This window comes from Kitasatospora sp. NPDC051984 (genome assembly GCF_044593455.1).
GTDB lineage: Bacteria > Actinomycetota > Actinomycetes > Streptomycetales > Streptomycetaceae > Kitasatospora.
In genome coordinates, this window is sequence record NZ_JBIUCB010000005.1 from 303898 (window position 1) to 323499 (window position 19602).

Below are 19602 nucleotides of genomic sequence, written 5' to 3' on the forward strand. Positions count from 1 at the left end.
CGGGCCCATTTGGGCCCGCGCCGACACCGCTCGGCGATACCTTGGCTCAGGCCGCAGCACTCACTGGTGGCCGGAAATGGCGGGCGAGGGGGCGGTACAAGGTGAGCGGTGGCATCGAACTGGTGGTGATCGGCGCGGACGGCGGCCCCGAACGCGGGCACGGCGGCTCCGCCCGCGCCGCCGACGGCGCCCGCACCCTCGCCGCCGCGCTGCCCGGCCGCACCTTCGACGCCGGCACTCGCGGCAGCACCGTCACCCAGCCGCCGGCCGACGCCGACGCCAACACCCTGCTCACCGCGCTGCGCCAGGCCTCCCAGCGCCCGGCCCGCTGGCTGGTGGTGTGCCTACTCGGCCAGCTGGTCGCCGACCCGCGCGGGCGCCGGGTCGCGCTGGTCACCGCGGGCTCCACCCCCGACAACGCCTACCGGCGCGGCCTCGCCTGGGACTGGATCACCAGCGCCATGGTGCACGGCGAACAGGAGGAGACCCTGTTGATCGTCGACGCGGTCGCCGACCGCGACACCTGGGCGGCCCTGCTGCGCGAGGACGGCGCGGGCGAACTGCTCGGCCACTCCCGGGTGCCGCTGTGGGGCCGGATCGGGCGCTGGAACGCCGGGCGGCGGGGGCGCGACGGCGTACTGCCCGGCGCGGAGGGCTCGTTCAGCTGGGCGCTCGGCCGGGTGCTGGAGCACGGCGTGCCCGGCGCGCCCGCCGCCGTCGGCCCGCTCGACCTCCAGCCCGCCGTCGAGGGCCAACTCGGCTGGGGCGAACCGGCCTCCGCCGGCGAGGCCAGACTGCTGGTGCCCCGTGACGGAGGGAGACTCCTGATGCGCAACCGCGCCGCAGTGCGGGGAGCGCTCGCCGGACTGCCGCTTTCCGATGAACTTTTGGCGGTTCTGTGGCGAGAAAGTGCCCCAACGGATCCGCCTTCCGCGTAAGGTCAGGACGCCCCGGGTGTTGCCGTGCCGGGGCGGGTTGGCGAAGAATCGACCTCCGAGCCGCCCGGAATCACCACAGGGGACGGCAGACGAGATCGGCGGCCCGGACCCACCACAGTTCGGCCGCGACAAGGTGGGGCTATGCGGCAGCGCGGAATTCCGGTGCGCCCTCGGGGAGTTGGGATCAGCGGGCTGCTTCTGCCATTCCTGCTGACAGCTCTCACGGCATGCGGCGCCACCGAAAAAGGCTCCGCCGACCGCCTCGGCACCCCCGAATCCGGACTGCCCCGCGCCACCAACTCCGCCACCGGGAAAGCCGACCCCAGCCGCATCCCCGTCCCCGACCAGGGCGACCAAGGGCTGGAGGCGCACAGCGTGGTGACGGCCTATCAAGCCTGGTGGGACGTCCGGGCCGACGTGTTCGAGCGATCGAATTCGGACGGAACCGCGCTCGGCCAGTACGCCACCGGGCCGGCGCTCAGCGAAGCGCTGCTCTCGCTGACCCAGTTGCACGATGCCAAACTCGTGATGACCGGCCGGCCCAGAACCTCACCCGTCGTCAAAAGCATGAATCTGCAGGCGAGTCCGCCCACCGCGACGATCGAGGACTGCCTCGACGTCAGCGGCTGGCACCAGGCGGACGCGGGCACCAAGCAGATCAAGGATCCGCAACAGCGGCTGACCCGCTACCCCGCTACCGCCGTCCTGAAGAGATACGGAAACCGCTGGCTGATCGCCGACTTCACCCGTGAGGTGACCAAGACATGCTGAACTCCGCCTGGCGCGCCGCGCTCTGTGTACTGACCGGAATCGGACTGACGGTCGCGTTCGTCCCGTCGGCGAGCGCCGACGTGACGCCGTGCGCCGACGACATCATTTGCACGGTCGTCCACGAGCCCGGCAGCGGGGGCGGCTCCGGCGGCGGCTCGGGCGGCGGGGGAGGGGACTCCGGGTCCGGCAAGTGCCGCTGGAACGACGAGGATGTGCCGTGCTGGCTCGACGACCTGGGCTGGTTCTCCAGCGGCTGCTACTACCGGCTGTCGAAGCCGCAGCCGCTGGAGAGCGAGGACGTCTGGGACGGCAAGACCAGCAAGGACGGCGCGATCTACGACCGGTCCTGCCTCGGCGTCGAGGCGCCCGGCCAGGTCTTCCTCGCCCAGCCCCCCGGCCCGGTGAAGCCCCCGACGCCCCGCCAACTCGCCTTCGACGCCCTCGACCAGATCAAGGTCGCCCGCCCCGTGCTGCACGCCGCCCCGCAGACGGACGCCGTGGTCGGCTCCCCGGTGGGACTCTGGTTCGACGCCACACCGCAGTCCGCCGGACCGATCAGCCACACCATCCACGGACCCGGCTACGACGTGACCACCACGGTGACCCTCAAGCAGGTCGTCTGGTCCGTCGACGACGGCCCCGACGGCGCCCGCTCCCAGGAGTTCACCTGCGCCGACCCCGGAACCCCGTTCGCCGCCGGGCAGACACCCAGCTGCAGCCACATCTTCGCCCGCGCCTCCGCCGGCATGAAGGACCACGCCTACACCCTGCGGGTCGCGCTGCTGTGGAAGGTCACCGCCAAGACCTCGAACAACGCCGACATCGACATGGCGGACTTCACCTGGCGCAGCGAATTCCCCGGCCTGACGATGCAGATCCCCGTCAACGAGGTCCAGGTGCTGAACTGACCGGGCCGACAACCCCCTTGCCGGACCAGCATTGACGTTCCATCACGAGTGAGAGGCCGCGAAGCGGTGGAGAACCGAAGCATGCCGACCCCGCCGCGCCGCCTCGGCGTCCGCCGCCGCAGGCCCGCCGTACTGGCCATGGCGGCCGCCCTGATCGCCGCCGGCGGCCTGGGCGGCGCCGCGCTGTACAACAGCAGCGGCCAGCGGATCGCCGTCCTGGCCCTCGCCCGCGACGTCCCCATGGGCCAGGTCATCGGCAACGACGACCTGGTCGTCGCCCACATCGCCGGCGACCCCGCGCTGCGCCCGCTGGACGCCCGCGACCTCGAACACACCGTCGGACTGCGCGCCACCACCGACCTCAAGCGCGGCGCCCTGCTGGTCAAGTCCGACCTCACCAGCGACCCCGCCACCCAGCCCGGACAGCAGATCGTCGGCGTCGCCGCCAAACGCTCCCAACTGCCCGCCACCCGGCTGCAACCCGGACTCCAGGTGCTGATCGTCTACACCCCCGACAGCACCAAGACCGACGGCACCACCCGCACCCCCGACACCATGACCGCCACCGTCTCCGCCGTCGGCCGCACCGACCCCGACGGCACCACCGTCATAGACGTCGCCATCGGCCCGTCCGACGGCCCCCGACTCGCCTCCTGGGTGGCCGGCGGCAAGTTCCAGGTGATCCTCGCACCCCGAAACGCCGGGGGCTCCTGATGACCGTGGTGGCCGTCCTCGGCGGGCCGGGGGCGCCCGGGGCCACCAGCAGCGCCCTCGCCCTGCTGCTGTCCTGGCCGCTGCGCCCGGGCCGCCGCGTCCTGCTCGCCGAATGCGACCCCGACGGCGGCGCGGTGCTGGCCGGCGCCCTCGAAGGCCGCGTCGACGCGGTGTACGGACTGCGCAACCTCGCCGTGGCCGACCGGCGCGGACTGCTCGCCCAGACCCTGTGGGAACAACTGCTGGACGTCTCCCCGCAGGGCTCCGGCGAACGCCTCCTGCTGCCCGGACTCACCGACCCCGCCCAGGCCCCCGGCCTCGCCTACACCTGGGAACCCCTGGTCGAAGCGCTGCGCGCGCTCGACCCCGAGGGCTACGACGTGATCCTCGACCTCGGCCGCTCCGGCGCCAACGGCCCGATGGCCGTCCTCGCCCGGCGCTCCGACGTGGTCGCCGTGACCGTCCGCACCACACTGCGCGGACTCTCCGCCGCCCGGCCCCGGCTGGCCGCACTGCGCGAGGACCTCGACACCCACGGCACCGGATCGGACAGCCTCGGACTGCTGCTGGTCGCCGAAGGCCCCTACCCCGACCACGAGGTGTCCCGGCAGTTCCAACTGCCCGTGCTCGGCACCCTCACGCACGCGCCGCGCACCGCCCGGGTGCTGTCCGACGGCGGCGACACCACCGACCGGCGGTTCATCCGCTCCGAGCTGATGCGCACCGCGCGGACCGCCGCCGACCGGATCCAGCACCACGCCGAGGGGCGTCGGCGACGCCTCGGGCCGCAGGGGCCGCAGGCTCAGCAGCAGGTTCCGCCGCAGCAGCTTCCGCGGGCGCAGGCGCAGCCGTTGACGTACCAGGTGCAGGCCCCGCAGCCGCCCGTTTCCCAGCAGGCCGTACCCTCGCAGCAGATGACGCAGCAACAGATGACGCAGCAGCAGATGACGCCCCCACAGGCCCCGCCTCCCGCAGCCCCGTTCGCGCAGCCGCCGTTCGCGGCCGGGCCGGTGGGCGGGCGCCAGGCCCAGCCGTACCCTCCGCAGACCGAGCAGTCCTACGTCCAGCAGCCGTACCCGCCGCAGCCGTACCAGGCCCAGGCCCCGCAGTACCCGACGCAGCCCCAGCCGTTCCTGCCGCCGCCCGTCCAGCCCCAGCCCGTTCAGCCGCAGCGGCCGCAGCCCGGTGGGCAGTTCACGGGGGAGTGGCCGATCCGGGTGGAGAACCAGCCGCAGATCTCGTACACCGCGCCGTACATCGCGCCGCCCGTGGTGCCGCAGCCGCCCGCGCCCGCGCCGTTCCCCGGACAGGACGACGGGCCCGAGGACGGGCGGGGGGAGGTGCACCGTGCGCGCTAACCCCTACCAGGGGCCGCCGCCCCAGCAGGCCGGGCAGTACGTCAACGGGCAGGTGGTGTACGGAGGTTCGCCGGACGCCGCCGGGCTGCCGTGGGCCGCGCCGGCCGTGCCCGCGCCGATGCCCGCCGCGCCCGTCCCGCCGACCGGCCCGGTGTCGGCCATGCCCGCCGCCGTGCCCGCGCTCGGCCCGGCCGGGGCGGTGCCGGCCGTGGACACCCAGGTCGCACGGGAGCTGAAGCGGCAGGTCGCGGCCGAACTGCACCAGCAGCTGTCCCGGCTGAACGAGGCGTCCGGCACCGAGGCCGACCGGGCCACCCGCCGTCAGCGCGGACGGGCGCTGATCGAGGAGGCGGTGGCCCGCTGGTCCGACGCCTACGCGCAGACCCACGGCATCCCGCCCACCCGCGAACAGGACCGGGCGCTCTCCGAGGCCGTCTACGACCTGCTGTTCCGGGCCGGGCGCCTCCAGCCGTACCTCGACGACCCGGAGATCGAGAACATCCTGATCAACGGCTGCGACGACGTCTGGGTCTCCCGGGTGCACCAGCCGCTGCGGCAGGTCCCGCCGGTCGCCGACTCCGACGAGGAACTCATCGAGCTGCTCCAGGACCTGGCCCGCCAGCACGGCGGCGGCGAACGCAGCCTGTCCACCGCCAGCCCGATGCTCGCGCTGCGCCTGGAGGGCGGCATGCGCCTGCAGGCGATGACCGAGGTCACCCCCCGCCCCTACGTGGCGATCCGCCGCCACCGGGTGGCCAGCGCCAACCTCCGCGACCTGGTCCAACTCGGTACCGTGGACACCACCTTGGCCGCGTTCCTGGCCGCCGCCATCCGGGCCCGGAAGAACGTGATGATCACCGGCACCCAGGGCGTCGGCAAGACCAGCCTGCTGCGCGCGATGGCCGCCGAGATCCCGCCCGACGAACGGATCGGCACCCTGGAGTCCGAGTTCGAGCTCTGGCTGCACACCCTCGGCCACCTGCGCCAGGTCGTACCGATGGAGGCCCGCGAGGGCAACGGCGAACGCGTGGACGGACGGCTCGCAGGCGAGCTGACGATCGGTGAACTCATTCCCGCCGCACTGCGGATGACGCTTTCGCGGATCATCGTCGGCGAAGTCCGCTCCGGCGAGGTCGTGCCGATGCTGCGGGTGATGACCAACGGCGAGGGCGGCTCGATGTGCACCCTGCACGCCCGCGGCCCGCACATGGTGGTCGACCGGATCGCCGAACTCTGCCTCGAGTACGGCTCCCACATGACCGACAGCTTGGCCTACCGGCTCACCGCCAACGCCATCGACTTCATCGTGCACGTCACCATGGTCGACGAGACCGCCGTCGGCGGCCGCCGCCACCGGTTCGTCTCGCACGTCCTGGAAGTGGCCGGCCTCGGCGAGTCCGGACGGCCCGCCATGAACACCGTCTTCGGGCCGCGCCCGGAACTCGGCGAGGTACGGGCCGTCCCCGTCACCCCGCCGCACTGCCTGGACGACCTGCGCCGGGCCGGCTTCGACGCGGGACTGCTCGCCTCCCCCTACGGGGCCTGGGGCGCGCCGCTGAACCTGCGGATCGGGGGGATGCGCTGATGCTCCTGTACGTGCTGTGCGGACTGCTCACCGCCGGCGGACTGGTGGCCCTGGCCGCCGGACTGACCGGACGGCGCGCCGACCCCGACGAACGGGCCAACCCGCTGGAAGGACGGCTGCACACCCTCTGGTACGGCGCCCCCGGCACCGCCTCGCCCGGCGTCGCCCGGCTGCGCCGCATCCAGCTCGCGCTGGCCCTGCTCGGCGGCCCGGCCGGCTGGCTGTTCACCGGCATCCCGCTGGTCGCCCTGCTGGTGCCCGCCGGCGTCTTCGGCCTGCCCTGGCTGTTCGACGCCACCCGCTCCGACACCCGCCGGATCGAACGGCTGGAAGCACTCGCCGAGTGGACCCAGCGCCTCGCCGACGTCCTGCTGCTCGGCGTCGGCCTCAACCAGGCCATCGTCACCAGCCGCCGCACCGCACCCGCCGCCCTGGAGACCGAGATCACCGACCTCGCCGCCCGCCTCCAGGCCCGCTGGCGCCCCGAGGACGCACTGCGCGCCTTCGCCGACCAACTCGCCGACGCCACCGCCGACAAGGTGCTCGCCGCCCTCCTGCTGCGGGCCGGCGACAGCGGCCCCGGCCTGGCCCGGGCCCTCGCCGACATGGCCGAATCGGTCCGCGAGGAAGTCCGCCAGCGCCGCACCATCGAGGCCGACCGGGCAAAGCACCGCACCACCATCCGCTGGATGGTGGGCATCATCCTGCTGGTGACAGTCCTCGGCTCGTTCAACTCCACCTACACCCAGCCCTACACCACCGGCATCGGCCAACTCGTGCTCGGCGTCGTCGCGGTGGCGTTCGTGCTGGTGATCGCCTGGATGCGCTCGCTCGCCTCGTACACCCCCCTGCCACGGATCCTGGAACAGGACCGGCGCTCCAAGGCCGGCCGGATGCCCGGACAGCGCACCGGCGACGAAACCGCCGACACCGCGGCCGGCGACGACAACGACCCGCTGGTCAAGGGAGCCCGATGATCTCGCCCTGGGCCGTCCTGGCCGGCGCCGCCGCCGCCGGCGGCCTCGCCCTGCTGCTCGCCGAACTCCGCCCCGCCCCACCGGACCTGGGCCAGGCCCTGGACCGGCTGCACCGCACCCCCGAACCGCGCCGGGACGCCGCCGACGACGCCGCCGACCCCTGGTACGACCGGGTCGGCACCCGCTCGCTCCAACTGCCCGGGGTCCGCATCCCGCAGCAGGAACTCGCCCTGATCGGCCGCAGCCCCGCCCGGTTCATGGCACACAAGGTGCTGTTCGCCGTCATCGGCCTCTCGCTGCCCGGCTACTTCGCCGCACTGGCCGCCCTGTTCGGCGACGGACTGCCCATCGCCGTCCCGCTGCTGGTCGGACCGCTGCTCGGCGCACTGCTCTGGTTCGTCCCCGACGCCATCGTGGCCGGCGAGGCCAAGGAGGCCCGCACCGAGTACCTGCACGGCATCGCCGCCTACCTGGAACTCGTCGCCCTGGAACGCGCCGCCGACTGCGGACCCGCCGAAGCACTCCGCCGCGCCGCCTCCGCCGGCCGCGGCACCGTCTTCCGGCGGATCCGCGACGCCCTCGAACGCGCCGCCACCGACCGGCTCCCGCCCTGGGACGGACTCGACACCCTCGCCCAGGAGCTGGGCCTCACCCCGCTCCAGGACGTCGCCGACATCATGCGGATCTCCGGCGTCGACGGCGCCGCCGTCTACGACACCCTGCGGGCCCGCGCCAAGAGCCTGCGCGGCGAACTGCTCTCCGAAGAACTCGCCAAGGCCAACACCGACAGCGAACGAATGGTCGCACCCGGCTCCGCGCTCACCCTGCTGATGACGGTCCTGATCGTCTTCCCCGCGCTCTACCAGATGCTGACCGTCCAATGACCTCCACGAGTACCCCGCCACCCCGCACCGGAGAGCACACCATGAACCGAATCCGCGCCCTGGCCACGGCAGTTCTGCTGCCGCTGCTGTTCCCCGTCCACCTGCTGCGCCCCGTCCTCGAGTTCCGGCTGGTCAAGCTGCGGGCCGCCCGCGCCTCCGGCGACCGCGGCGCGATCAGCATCGAACTCGCGCTCGCCGTCATCGTGCTGGTCGCCATCGCCGGCGCGGTGGTCTACGCGATCACCCAGCTCGGCACCAACGTGAAGAACAAGATCCCGCAGAACGTGCCGGACGGGGGCCAGGCACCGTGATCCCCCGCCCGCCCCGGCCCGTCGCTTTGACGGTCCGGCAGTTCCGCGGACGCACGCTCGACGCGGGAGCGATGGCGATCAGCCTCGCCATCGTCTTCCCCGCCGTGCTGTTCGTCATCCTCCTGGTCGTTCAGGCCGGACTCTGGTGGTACGCCGACCAGGCCGCGCTGACCGCCGCCCGGGAGGGCGTGGACGCCGGACGCGTCAACGGCGCGCGCGCCGACGACGGGCCGAGGCGGGCCCAGGACTTCACCGACCGGCTCGGCAACCTCGCCCGGCTGGAACACATCGACACCGACAGCGGCGACCCCGACCTGTACCGGCTGTCCGTCACCGTCCACCCCGCGTCCGTGCTGCCGTTCTTCGACCGGCTGACGCTCACCAAGACCGCCAGCGCGCCCCGGGAGAAGTTCGTTCCGCAGGGGCAGCCGTGAGAGATCTTCTTCGGATACGCCGCGACGACCGGGGGTCGTTCGCGATCGAGGCCGCCATCGTGGTGCCCGTGGTGCTCGCCTTCGCGCTGATGGCGGTCGCCGCCGGGCGCGTCCAGAGCACCGGCGCGATCGTCGACGCCGCCGCCCGCTCCGGCGCGCGCGCCGCCTCGCTGGCCCGCACCCCCGAGGGCGCCCGGCAGGCCGCCGCCGACGCGGTCCAACAAGCCCTCGCCGACCGCCGCGTACAGTGCGCGACCGAGCCCGTCGGGGAGCCCGAGTACGGCATCCTGAACACCGACGGAGAACCGCTCACCACCATCACCGTCCGGGTCTCCTGCACCGTCGCGTTCGGCGACCTGATGGAACTCGACGGCCTGCCCGGCCACAAGACGCTCACCGGTACATTCACCTCCGTGGTGGACCGTTACCGGGGAAACTGATCACACCCCAGGGGGAGGGACCGTGAACGAACGAGGCGTGAACTGCCGTGACCGGGGCAGCATTTCGGTCATGGTCGCCGTCACCGCCGTCAGCCTGGTGGCCGTGGTCGGCCTGGTTCTCGACTGCGGCGGACGGCTGCGTGCCGTCGAACGGACCGACGCGCTCGCCCAGGAAGCCGCCCGGGCCGGCGGCCAGCAGCTCGACATCGACGCGCTGCGGGCCGGCCGGGGCTACCGCTTCGACCGGCCCGCCGCCGAACGCGCCGCCACCGCGTACCTGCGCAGCCACGGCATCAAGGGCGCCATCGGCTTCCCGAACCCGAACGACCTGCAAACGTTCAGCGTCACCGTCGAAACGGACTACCCGACCGCGCTGCTCGGCCTGGTCGGCATCACCACACTCCCCGTGCAGGGTCACGGCAAGGCCACCCTGGTACACGGCATCACGGAAGGGACGACCGGCTGATGGCCGCGCGCGGAGCCGACGACCAGCACCGCAAGGGCCGCCCGGGGCGGCGACCGCACCCCGGCGGCACCACGCCCGTTCATCTCGGGCGCCCCGCCCGACGGCGCGGCGCCGGAGGCTCGCTGCTCGCCGCGCTCGGCTCGCTGCTGGCGCTGGCCGTGCTGCTGGTCGGCGTGCCCGCCCTGCTCGGCTACGGCACCGCCACCGTCGCCGCCATGGGCAACCCGTTCGGCCGCGGCCTGGTGGAGGCACTCACCAGCCCCGACGACGGCAGCCTGTTCCTGTGGCTGCTGGTCGGCGTCGGCTGGCTCGGCTGGCTGTGCTTCCTGATCTCCGTACTGATCGAGATCCCCGCCCAGCTGCGCGGCCGGGTCGCCCGCCGGCTCCCCGCCTTCGGCTGGAGCCAGCGGATCGCCGCCGGCCTGGTCGGCTCCGTGCTCGCCCTGCTCCCGGTGGCCGGCTCGGCCTTCGCCGCCACCCCCGAACTCGCCGAACGCCCCGCCGCCGTCGCCCAGTTGACGTCCTCCCCGGCGCTCGCCGCACTGCCCGCCGCCGCCCCCGCCGCAGCACCCGACGCCGACCCCCAGCAGCCCACCTACACGGTGCGCGACTCCCGGCCCGCCGACAGCCTGTGGACCATCGCCGAACGCCAACTCGGCTCCGGCGAACGCTGGACGGAGATCGCCAAGCTCAACGCGGGCCGCGCGATGGACGACTCCGGCACCCGCTTCGACGCCGACCGTCCGATCCAGCCCGGCTGGCGGCTGCTGATGCCCGCCGACGCCAAGCCCGACGCCGCGAGTGGCGGCGGGGGCGCCGGGACAGCGGGTGGCGGCGCGGCCGTCGGTGGGGGTACCCAGAGTGCCGCCGTCACCCCGCCCGGGCTGACCGCGGCCGCCCACGGCACCGTCACCGTGCACTCCGGCGACTCGCTGTCCGGCATCGCCCAGCGGGAGTTGGGCGACGGCGACCGCTGGCCCGAACTGTTCGACGCCAACAAGGGCGTCACCGCGCCCGACGGCGAGAAGCTCACGAACCCGGACGTGCTCGCGCCCGGCATGGTGCTCACCATGCCCGGGGCGCCGGCAGCCGCCCAGCCGCCTGCGGCGGGGGCGCCCGCGCCGCAGGCCCCGGTGGTGCCGCGCAGCCACGCGCCCGAGCGGCCCGAGCACGACGACGTGCCCGCCGCCCAGCCGCCTGCCGCCCAGCCGCCTGCGCCCGCGTCGCCCGCTGCGCAGAGCCCGACGGCGCAGAGTCCGGCCGCGGAGAGTCCGGCCGCGCAGAGCCCCGCTGCGGAGAGCCCCGTGCCCGAGCAGACGCCCGCACCGTCCACCGGCGCCGAGACGCCCGCGCCGCAGGACAGCACGCCCGCCGCCAACCTGCCCGCCGCCCGCGACCAGCAGGCCCGCCACGGCGACGACTACACCGTGCCGCTGGCGGTCTCCACCGTCGGCGTGCTGATGGCCGCCGCGCTGGTCAGCCTGGTCGCCCGCCGCCGCACCGACCAGCAGCGGGCCCGCCGCCCCCGGCACCGGATCGCGCTGCCGTCCGCCCCGGCCGGCCGCTTCGAGGCCGAGCTGAAGGCCCGCCAGAACGACGGCGGACTGGAACTGCTCAACCGCGCGCTGCGCACCCTCGGCCGCAACACCGTCCGCGGCGACAAGCGGCTGCCCGCCCTGGTCGCCGCCCGGATCACCAACGCCGGCACCGTCGAACTGCACCTGGCCGCACCCGCCGTGCCGATCGCCCCGTTCCGGGCCGCGCACGCCCCCAACGTGTGGTGGTGCCCCGACGACTCCAACGAGCTGCTGTCCGCCGGGCAGGCCGCCAAGTACAGCGCCCCCTACCCGGCGCTGGTCACCCTCGGCAACAGCCCCGACGGCTCCACCGTCCTCGCCGACCTGGAGACCGTCCGCCTGGTCCACCTCTCCGGGCACCCCGACGACGCCGACGACGTGCTGCGCACCCTCGCCGTCGAACTCGCCCACAGCCCGCTCGCCGACCGTCTCCACCTGCACCTGGTCGGCATCGCCACCGACCTGCCCGCCGCCGGCCCCGCCACCGACCGGGTCCACCACCACGCCACCCTGGAGGCCGCGCTCGCCGCCCTCGGCCCGCGCACCGCCAAGGCCCGCGCCACCCTGGTCGCCGCCGAGGCCGGCAGCCCCCGCGAGGCCCGCAGCCGGGGCAGCGCCGACGAGGCCTGGGTGCCGGAGATCGTGCTCTCCGCGCAGCCGCCCGCCGGTGGCATCCCCGCCGAACTCGGCCGGCTGCTCGACGGCCGCCCCCGCACCTGCCTGGCCGTCCTCACCCGCGCCCCCGAGCGCGGCGCCGGCCCCGTCGCCCGCTGGACGCTCCCCGCCGTCGGCCAGTCCACCCTGCCCGGCCTGCACCTGAACGTCGAACTCCAGCGCCTGAGCCGCGAACAGTACGACCAGCTCGGCGAACTCGTCCGCGCCTCCGGCGACTTCACCCAACACCCCGCCCCCGACTGGACCCTCGACGGCCCGCACAACGGCCCCGAGGACGAGGCCGAGATCCCGCTCCCCGCCGTCCCCGCACTGGCCACCGTCGGCGCCGCGATCGCCGCCCACCCCGGACCGCTCGGCTTCGAGTCGGACGGCGGCATGCCCGAGCGCTCCGACAGCTCTCTGGACGCCCGGCTGATCGCCCTGCTCGGCGGACCCGGCGGCGCGGAGCAGCACGCCGCCGAGGCATCGGCGCCGCTGTCGCTGGCCAAGCCCGGCGCCGACGGCGGCGCCGACGGCCCGCGCGTGCTGGCCCGGGTCGTGCCCACCGGCAGCAGCCCGTTCGCCGGGCTCGTCCCCACCGCGCCCACCAACCCTTACGCCGTCACCCCGGTCACCCCCGTCCCGCCCGCCGAGCCCCGGCACGCCGCCAACGGCCAGGCCCGCAAGGCCACCACGCCGCCGCACGGCACCGCCGTCGACCCGCGGCTCACTGCCTACCCCGTTCCGGTGGACCCCGTTCCGGTGGACCCCGCGCCGCTCGACCACGACCCGGACGCCGCCGACACCGCCGAACTCCCGCCCGTGGAAACGGCGGTGGAGTCGGTGGCGGAGCCCGTGGCGGAGCCGTTGGTGGAGTCGGTGCCGGAGCCCGTCGTGGCACCGGAGCCGGACCGCACGGAGTACTTCGAGCTGCCGCCGGCGGAGACCGCCCCGGAACCCACGGCCGGCACCCAGTACTTCGAGCTCCCGCCGGTCGAGACCGCCCCCGCCGTCCCGGCCCCGGCCGCCCAGCCGGTGGTGCCCGAGCCCGCGCCGATCCACGACCAGGCGGAGGCACCCGACCCGCACGCCGCGAGCGCCGCCGCCCGGCCGTCCGCCCGGCCCGGGAGCACCGCCGCCCGGACCGACAGTGACGACCTGCTGGCGATCCTGCGCTCCCCGGAGGCGCACCACCTGCGGTCCGCGCCGCGGATCCGGCTGCTCGGCCCGGTGGACGTCCTCGGGGTGGCGGGCAGCATCGACCCGGCCGCCCGCCCCCGGCTGACCGAGCTCGCCGCGTACCTGGCGCTGCGCCCCGGATCCGAGCACTCGGTGGTCGACCGGGACATCCACCCCGGCGCCGCCCACCTCGACCCGAAGGCCACCGCGGAGCGGCTCGCCGAACCGCTGCCGGTCAAACTCGCCGCGCTGGCCGCCTGGTTGGGCGCCTCCCCGGAGGGCCGCGACTACCTGGCCGCCGAGCCCGCAGAGACGTACACGCTGGCCCCGACGGTCGGCTGCGACTGGGACGAGTTCCGCAGCCTGTACCGGCGCGGCATGCGCTCCACCTCCACCACCGCCGACGCCGCACTCGCCCACGCCCTCGCCCTGGTGCGCGGCGCCCCGTTCGCCGAGTCCCCGGCCGGGACGTTCGGCTGGGCGGAGACCGAACGCCAGGACATGCTGGCCGCGATCGTCGACACCGCGCACGAACTCGCCGCCCGCCGCCTCCAGTACGGAGACCACCGCACCGCCGAGGCCGCGATCTTCCGCGCCCTCGCCGTCGCCCCCGACGTCGAACTCCTGCACCGCGACCTGTTCTACGCGTACGCCTCGGCCGGCGCCCGCGACCAACTCGTCCGCGCCGTCAACCGCCTCGACGCACTGAGCCGCCGCACCGGCCGCGACCTCGACCCCGACACCGTCGCCCTGCTCCGCGACCTCCTCACCGGAGGCTGAGAGCTGTGGAGTTGAGGCCCCGGTCCTATTGGACGCTCCAGCGGAACTCGATCTCCGGGTACCGCGGGGACGGCCCGTCGAGGATCGGGGCGGGGAGGTCGCGCAGGAAGCGGTCGGCGAAGGCGCGGACGTACGCGCGGGTGAGTTCGGTGGCGCGGGCCGGGGCGAGGGTGCCGAAGAGGCCGGCGTAGACCTCGGCGGGAAGGCGGTCGGCGAGGTGGCCCGGCCCGGCGGCGTGCGGCAGGTCGGTGAAGCTGAGGTGGCCCGTGCCCCGGGTCCGGAGCTGACGCCCCCAGGCCCGGTGGTGCTCGCGCCAGCGCCGCCAGGTGTCATGGTCCTCGAGCGAGGTGAGCAGCAGGAACGGCCGGTCCAGCCCGAGTTCGGGAACGGACGAACCGAACAGGCCGCCGTCGAGGTCGAGACCGATCCGCAGCCGGGAGTCCTGCCGCAGCGCCTCGGCCGCAGCGGCCCCGCCCATGGAGTGGCCGAGCACCCCGATTCGCCCGCCATCGACCCGGAACGGCAGCCGGCCGCCGGTCAGTTCGTCGACCACGAAGCGCAGATCGCCGACCCGTGCGGCGATCTGCTGCCGGTCCGGGCCGTCGTTGCCCGGCGGATCGTCCGACAACGAGCTGTACACCACCCGGCCGTCCGGGAACTCCACGGCGGTGGCGTCGTAGGTGTGGTCAATGGCCGCGACGAGGTAGCCGTGCGCGGCCAACTCCTCCGCCAACGCGGTGCAGTTGCTGCGCCCACCCTTCCGCCCGTGCCCGAACAGCAGCAGTGGCAGCGGGCCCGGGTGGACGGGGGCGCCGGCGTGGGCGGTGGGCCGGATCCGCGACAACGTGCCCGGGTCCAGCAGCAGAAAACCTTCGAGCGCGGCCGCGACCCGCGGGGTCGTGTACGACGCCCGGGCCAGGCCGGCGGTACCGCGCGCCGGATACCAGAACTGCACCATCAACTCGCGTGCTCCGGAGGCGGGTTCGAACGGATCGGGCCGGCCGTGGTCGACCAGGTGCAGACTGACGGTACCGACCGGCCGGCCGACAGTCGGCGAGGGCAGGTCGATGGGCTGCGGCGAATCCGCCAGGGCGGGCCCGGCCGGCAGCAGGGCGGCGGCCCCGCCCAGACCGGCGAGAGCGAACAGTGAGCGACGCTTGATCATGTGTCATCCTCGGTGACTCGGCCGTCGGGTCCGGCCAGCGTAGGCCGAGGGTGCCGCCAAGTTGTAGAGGGTGCAAAGGAGTTGGCCTGTTACGCCCGCGACCTCCTCACCGGAGGCTGAGCGGGGTCCGGCGCAGGGTCGCTTCGCGCGGGCCGTTGAAGGGCGCCAGGGACAGCACCGGGGTTCCCGGACGCTGCCGCAGCCCGTCGGCGCATACGCGGTACGGGCGGGCGATGTTTCGCACCTTGCGGTGTGGAACGTCGCCCGCCCGTGGATTTCCGCTTCGCGTTCGGGAGTTACCGGCTCAACGTGCGGCCGGCCTGGCTCCGGCGCGGTGCCTCGGGGTCTGGCGGCGAACCGGTGGCCGGCGTTCGTGGGTCTGCTGGGGCGGGCCGGTCGGGTGTGGGGTCGGCCAGGCGGCGACCGGGTTGCCGATCCATCGGGTGCTTGCCGGGAGAGACTCGCCGCGCATGGCCAGGGAGGCCCCGCCGATCGAGGCGCCGGCGCCGATCGTGGCGCCGGGCAGCACGATGGAGTTGGGTCCGAGGGTGGCACCTTCGTCCAGCTTCACGGTGCCGAGCCGCATCACCCGGTCGTGGAACAGGTGGGTCTGCAGCACGGTGCCCCGGTTGACGCTGGCGCCGGGGCCGACGGTGACCAGGTCGGCCTCCGGCAGCCAGTGCGTCTCGCACCAGGCGCCGCGGCCGATCTTGGCGCCGAGGCTGCGCAGCCACAGGTTGAGGTAGGGCGTGCCGAGCAGGGTCCGGCCGCCCCAGGGCATGGCCAGTTCCTCGACGAAGGTGTCGTAGAGCTCGTTGCGCCAGACGAAGCTGGACCAGAGCGGGTGTTCGCCGCTGCGGAAGCGGCCGACCAGCAGCCATTTGGCGAGTGTGGTGACCAGGCAGGCGGCCAGGGTCGCGCCGGCCAGCACGATTCCGCCGACGGCCAGCGCCGCGGCCAGGCCGTCCCGGTCGATGACTTCCTGGAGCGCGCCGAAGACCAGGTCGCCCAGGATTACCGTGAGCACCACCGGCAGCAGCCGGCACAGTTCCACGCCGGCCCGGGCCAGCATCAGCCGGCGCGGCGGGTCGTAGGTGCGTCCCTCGTCGGCCTGGTCGGCCACCCGGGGCAGTTCGATGCCGGGCCGGCCGAGCCAGGAGGAGCCGGGCGCGGCCTTGGCGGGCGCGTCGGAGAGCACCCCGACCAGGGCCCGGTCGGGCAGCTCGCGGTCGGCGCCGACGATGCCGGAGTTGCCGACGAAGGCCCGCCGGCCGACGTGGGACGGGCCGACCCGCAGCCAGCCGCCGCGCACCTCGAACGGGGCGATCAGGGTGTCGTCGGCGAGGAAGGCGCCGTCGTCCACGGACATCTGACCGGGCAGTGCCAGCACCGTGGAGGCCTCCACCCGGCTGCCGATCCTGGCCCCGAGCAGCCGCAGCCAGACCGGGGTGAAGAGGCTGGCGTAGAACGGGAAGAGGGTGCGGCGGGCGGTGTCCATCAGCCGGTTGACGGCCCAGACGCACCAGGCGACCTTGCCGTGTGCCGGGTGGTGGCCGGGCTTGATCGGCACGCTGAGGATCCGGATCAGCAGCACCAGGAGCAGCGCGTAGACCGCCAGCGTCATGACCGTCAACTCGAGGCTGAAGGACACGAGTTGGAGCATCGCGCTGCCGAGCGTGCGGTCGGTGTCGAGCATCGGGTAGAGCACCAGCAGCCCGGGTACGGCGGCGAGCAGCGGCAGCAGGGTGAAGCCGAACAGGCCGAGGCCGTAGGCGAGGTTCCAGAAGCCCCCGCGGCGGCGGGCCCGGCCCGCGGCGGGCCAGGGTTCGCCCGGTTCGCTGCTGGGGCGGGCGGGCGTCCCGTGGTAGCGCTGCCCGGCCGGGACGGCGTCGAGCACGCAGCTGCCGGGGGCGACCTCGGCGGCGGCGCCGATCCGGGCACCGGGCATCAGGGTGGCCCGGGCGCCGATCCGGGCGCCGGCGCCGATCTCGATCGAGCCGATGTGCAGCAGGTCGCCGTCCAGCCACCAGCCGGCCAGGTCCACGCCCGGTTCCACCGAGCAGTCGGCGCCGAAGCGGGCCAGGCCGGTGATCGGTGGCAGGGCGTGCAGGTGGGCGCCCCGGCCGACCTCGCAGCCGAGCAACCGGGCGTAGTGCCGGGCCCACGGGGTGCCGATCAGGTCGCCGGCGCCGAACGCCACGGCGGCCCGCTCGGCGGCCCAGAGCCGCAGGTGGACCAGGCCGCCGCGGGGGTAGCTGCCGGGGCGCAGCCGGGCGGTGAGCAGCCGGGCGCCGAGGGTGGTCAGCAGTAGCCGGCCGATGGAGCTGGAGAACAGCAGCAGGCCGGTGATGATCAGCCACCAGGGGGTGTGCGGGGCCCAGTCGAGCCGGCCGCCCATCAGGTTGTCGACCCCGGCGACGGCGAGTACCCAGCGCACGCTGGTGACGGTGTAGAGGACGGCGAGCACCAGGGTCTGGCCGATCGCGGCCCGGCGCGGGGTGCGGCGGACGTGGCGCTGCCGGTCGGGTCCGCTGTCCTGGCCGTCCAGTACGGCGGCGAGCTCCGGTCCGCTGTCCTGGCCGTCCAGTACGGCGGCGAGGTCGGCGAGCACCGGGTTGGCGTACAGGTCGGCGACCGAGAGGCCGGGGAACCTGGCGCGCAGCACCGAGATCAGCCGGGCCGCGACCAGGCTGGAGCCGCCGAGCGCGAAGAAGTCGCTGTCGGCCCGGACCGGCAGGCCGAGGGTGGCCTCCCACTGTTGGGCGAGCCAGCCGGCGGTGCCGGTGAGTGGGGCCCGGTCGCCGCCGTCGCCCTGGCCGAGGCCGGGCAGCGGCCAGGGCAGGGCGTTGCGGTCGACCTTGCCAGAGGTCTTGGTGGGCAGCTGGTCGACGAGGGCGAGCAGCGGGACGAGGGCGGCCGGCAGACGTTCCTGCAGGAGTTTGCGGGCCAGGGTGAGGTCGGGATCCACCCCGGGGTGCGGCACCAGGTAGCCGACCAGCAGTTGGGTGCCGGCCGGGTTGGTGCGCACGGCCGCGGCGGCGGCCCGGATTCCGGGCAGCGCCTGGAGTGCGGCGTCCACCTCGCCGAGCTCGATCCGCCGGCCGCCGAGCTTGACCTGCTCGTCGGCGCGGCCGACGAAGATCAGGCCGCGCGGGTCGGCGACCACCAGGTCGCCGCTGCGGTAGACCCGCCCGTCGGGCAGCGCGGGGTGGGCGGTGAACTTCTCCGCGTCCTTGGCCGGGTCCAGGTAGCGGGCGGTGCCGATGCCGCCGATCAGCAGTTCGCCGGTCTCGCCCCAGCCGACCGGGTGCCCGGCCTCGTTGACGACGGCGAGCTGCCAGCCGTCCAGCGGGGCGCCGATCCGCACCGGTTCGCCGGGCAGCATCCGGGCGGCGGTGGCGACCACGGTGGTCTCGGTGGGGCCGTAGGTGTTCCAGAACTCGCGGTGCGGGGCGGCGATCCGGTGCACCAGGTCGGGCGGGCAGGCCTCGCCGCCGACGATGATCAGCCGGACCCGGTCCAGGCACTCCTGGGGCCAGAGCGCGAGCAGGGTGGGCACGGTGGAGATCGCCGTGACGGCGCGCTCGACCAGCCAGGGGCCGAGGTCCGTGCCGGCCTTGACCAGCGAGCGCGGGGCCGGGACCAGACAGGCGCCGTGACGCCAGGCCAGCCACATCTCCTCGCAGGAGGCGTCGAAGGCGACCGAGAGGCCGGCCAGCACCCGGTCGCCCGGACCGAGCGGGTGCTGCTGGAGGAAGATCCGCGCCTCGGCGTCCACGAAGGCGGCGGCGGAGCGGTGGGTGACCGCCACGCCCTTGGGGCGGCCGGTGGTGCCGGAGGTGAAGATGATCCAGGCGTCGTCGTCCGGCGACGGCCCGGCGGCCCGGCCGGCGGGCGGGACGGCCCCGTTCAGGGCGACCTGCCGGCCGGCGCCGATCACGGCGCAGACCCGGGCGTCCTGCCAGATCATCTCGGCCCGCTCGTCGGGGTCGTCGGCGTCCACCGGCACGTAGGCGGCGCCGGCGGCGAGCACCGCGAGGATCGAGACGTACAGGTCGGCGGAGCCGGAGGGGACTCGGACGCCGACCCGGTCGCCGGCGCCGATCCCCCGTTGGTTGAGCCAGTTCGCCAGGGTGCTCACCTCGTGGAGCAGCGCCTGGTAGTCGAGCACCGCGCCGCCGGCGTCCAGGGCCGGGGCCCGGGGAAACGCCTGTGCGGTGGCGATCAGGATGTCGAGCAGGGTGCGCGCCTGGGGCACCGGGGTCAGGGGCCAGACGGCGACCTCACGAGCGGACCGGTGCGGATGCGCGGTGGGCACCGGGTCGTGGCTCGCAGCCATGGGGTATCTCCTCGAGTCGCTGAACTGCCGAATACGAACTGACGGGGCCGAGTACCGTAGCGGAACAACGGCACGCGATCTTCCGGGACGGACAGCGCGCTCATTCACATTGCCTGAAGCCG

Annotated in this window: 15 protein-coding genes; 13 read left to right on the top strand and 2 right to left on the bottom strand. The window is 74.5% G+C overall.

The window, feature by feature from the left end; all coding sequences use genetic code 11:
• The first annotated feature begins 101 nt into the window (after positions 1-101).
• From ACIHEI_RS12875 to ACIHEI_RS12935, 13 genes are all read left to right on the top strand, one after another.
• Positions 102-938, top strand: coding sequence for a hypothetical protein (locus ACIHEI_RS12875; protein WP_396606641.1), 837 nt, complete (start codon positions 102-104; stop codon positions 936-938).
• Between the two features lie 141 nt (positions 939-1079).
• Complete coding sequence (locus tag ACIHEI_RS12880; RefSeq protein WP_396606642.1) at positions 1080-1709, top strand: hypothetical protein; 630 nt, start codon at positions 1080-1082, stop codon at positions 1707-1709.
• Positions 1703-2617, top strand: a complete 915-nt coding sequence (locus ACIHEI_RS12885; RefSeq protein WP_396606643.1) for a hypothetical protein — start codon at positions 1703-1705, stop codon at positions 2615-2617. The genes ACIHEI_RS12880 and ACIHEI_RS12885 overlap by 7 nt, the downstream gene beginning before the upstream one ends.
• A gap of 81 nt (positions 2618-2698) precedes the next feature.
• Positions 2699-3331 carry an SAF domain-containing protein gene (locus ACIHEI_RS12890; RefSeq protein ID WP_396606644.1) on the top strand — a complete coding sequence of 211 codons (633 nt, stop codon included), beginning with the start codon at positions 2699-2701 and terminating at the stop codon, positions 3329-3331.
• Positions 3331-4689 (top strand): hypothetical protein, encoded by a 1359-nt coding sequence (locus ACIHEI_RS12895; protein WP_396606645.1) that lies wholly within the window; start codon positions 3331-3333, stop codon positions 4687-4689. Before ACIHEI_RS12890 ends, ACIHEI_RS12895 begins: the two co-directional genes overlap by 1 nt.
• Positions 4690-4807: 118 nt before the next feature.
• The gene (locus tag ACIHEI_RS12900) at positions 4808-6274 is read left to right on the top strand and encodes a CpaF family protein (RefSeq protein ID WP_387636795.1); all 1467 of its coding nucleotides are present in this window, start codon (positions 4808-4810) and stop codon (positions 6272-6274) included.
• Positions 6274-7251, top strand: a complete 978-nt coding sequence (locus ACIHEI_RS12905; RefSeq protein ID WP_392944250.1) for a type II secretion system F family protein — start codon at positions 6274-6276, stop codon at positions 7249-7251. The genes ACIHEI_RS12900 and ACIHEI_RS12905 overlap by 1 nt, the downstream gene beginning before the upstream one ends.
• The gene (locus ACIHEI_RS12910) at positions 7248-8135 is read left to right on the top strand and encodes a hypothetical protein (RefSeq protein WP_387634368.1); all 888 of its coding nucleotides are present in this window, start codon (positions 7248-7250) and stop codon (positions 8133-8135) included. The genes ACIHEI_RS12905 and ACIHEI_RS12910 overlap by 4 nt, the downstream gene beginning before the upstream one ends.
• A 41-nt stretch (positions 8136-8176) precedes the next feature.
• Positions 8177-8446, top strand: coding sequence for a hypothetical protein (locus ACIHEI_RS12915; protein WP_073808831.1), 270 nt, complete (start codon positions 8177-8179; stop codon positions 8444-8446).
• A 71-nt stretch (positions 8447-8517) separates the two neighbouring features.
• Positions 8518-8880, top strand: coding sequence for a TadE family protein (locus ACIHEI_RS12920; RefSeq protein WP_392944247.1), 363 nt, complete (start codon positions 8518-8520; stop codon positions 8878-8880).
• Complete coding sequence (locus ACIHEI_RS12925) at positions 8877-9320, top strand: TadE/TadG family type IV pilus assembly protein (RefSeq protein ID WP_387634362.1); 444 nt, start codon at positions 8877-8879, stop codon at positions 9318-9320. The genes ACIHEI_RS12920 and ACIHEI_RS12925 overlap by 4 nt, the downstream gene beginning before the upstream one ends.
• Positions 9321-9390: 70 nt before the next feature.
• Positions 9391-9786: a hypothetical protein gene (locus tag ACIHEI_RS12930; RefSeq protein ID WP_392944244.1), complete on the top strand. Its 396-nt coding sequence runs from the start codon at positions 9391-9393 to the stop codon at positions 9784-9786.
• Positions 9786-13976: a BTAD domain-containing putative transcriptional regulator gene (locus tag ACIHEI_RS12935; RefSeq protein ID WP_396606646.1), complete on the top strand. Its 4191-nt coding sequence runs from the start codon at positions 9786-9788 to the stop codon at positions 13974-13976. Before ACIHEI_RS12930 ends, ACIHEI_RS12935 begins: the two co-directional genes overlap by 1 nt.
• Positions 13977-14001: 25 nt before the next feature.
• Here the strand turns inward: ACIHEI_RS12935 and ACIHEI_RS12940 are convergent, their stop codons facing one another.
• On the bottom strand, positions 14002-15141 hold the full coding sequence (locus ACIHEI_RS12940) for an alpha/beta hydrolase family protein (protein WP_396606647.1): 1140 nt from the start codon (positions 15139-15141) through the stop codon (positions 14002-14004).
• Between the two features lie 304 nt (positions 15142-15445).
• Complete coding sequence (locus ACIHEI_RS12945) at positions 15446-19480, bottom strand: Pls/PosA family non-ribosomal peptide synthetase (protein ID WP_396606648.1); 4035 nt, start codon at positions 19478-19480, stop codon at positions 15446-15448.
• Positions 19481-19602 lie beyond the last annotated feature (122 nt).

What these genes read in the sequence shown, in the direction of transcription:
- ACIHEI_RS12880 (WP_396606642.1), top strand. Translation starts at nt 1,080, where the DNA reads ATGCGGCAGCGCGGAATTCCGGTGCGCCCTCGGGGAGTTGGGATCAGC.
- ACIHEI_RS12885 (WP_396606643.1), top strand. Translation starts at nt 1,703, where the DNA reads ATGCTGAACTCCGCCTGGCGCGCCGCGCTCTGTGTACTGACCGGAATC.
- ACIHEI_RS12890 (WP_396606644.1), top strand. Translation starts at nt 2,699, where the DNA reads ATGCCGACCCCGCCGCGCCGCCTCGGCGTCCGCCGCCGCAGGCCCGCC.
- ACIHEI_RS12895 (WP_396606645.1), top strand. Translation starts at nt 3,331, where the DNA reads ATGACCGTGGTGGCCGTCCTCGGCGGGCCGGGGGCGCCCGGGGCCACC.
- ACIHEI_RS12900 (WP_387636795.1), top strand. Translation starts at nt 4,808, where the DNA reads ATGCCCGCCGCGCCCGTCCCGCCGACCGGCCCGGTGTCGGCCATGCCC.
- ACIHEI_RS12905 (WP_392944250.1), top strand. Translation starts at nt 6,274, where the DNA reads ATGCTCCTGTACGTGCTGTGCGGACTGCTCACCGCCGGCGGACTGGTG.
- ACIHEI_RS12910 (WP_387634368.1), top strand. Translation starts at nt 7,248, where the DNA reads ATGATCTCGCCCTGGGCCGTCCTGGCCGGCGCCGCCGCCGCCGGCGGC.
- ACIHEI_RS12915 (WP_073808831.1), top strand. Translation starts at nt 8,177, where the DNA reads ATGAACCGAATCCGCGCCCTGGCCACGGCAGTTCTGCTGCCGCTGCTG.
- ACIHEI_RS12920 (WP_392944247.1), top strand. Translation starts at nt 8,518, where the DNA reads ATGGCGATCAGCCTCGCCATCGTCTTCCCCGCCGTGCTGTTCGTCATC.
- ACIHEI_RS12930 (WP_392944244.1), top strand. Translation starts at nt 9,391, where the DNA reads ATGGTCGCCGTCACCGCCGTCAGCCTGGTGGCCGTGGTCGGCCTGGTT.
- ACIHEI_RS12935 (WP_396606646.1), top strand. Translation starts at nt 9,786, where the DNA reads ATGGCCGCGCGCGGAGCCGACGACCAGCACCGCAAGGGCCGCCCGGGG.
- ACIHEI_RS12940 (WP_396606647.1), bottom strand. Translation starts at nt 15,141, where the DNA reads ATGATCAAGCGTCGCTCACTGTTCGCTCTCGCCGGTCTGGGCGGGGCC.
- ACIHEI_RS12945 (WP_396606648.1), bottom strand. Translation starts at nt 19,480, where the DNA reads ATGGCTGCGAGCCACGACCCGGTGCCCACCGCGCATCCGCACCGGTCC.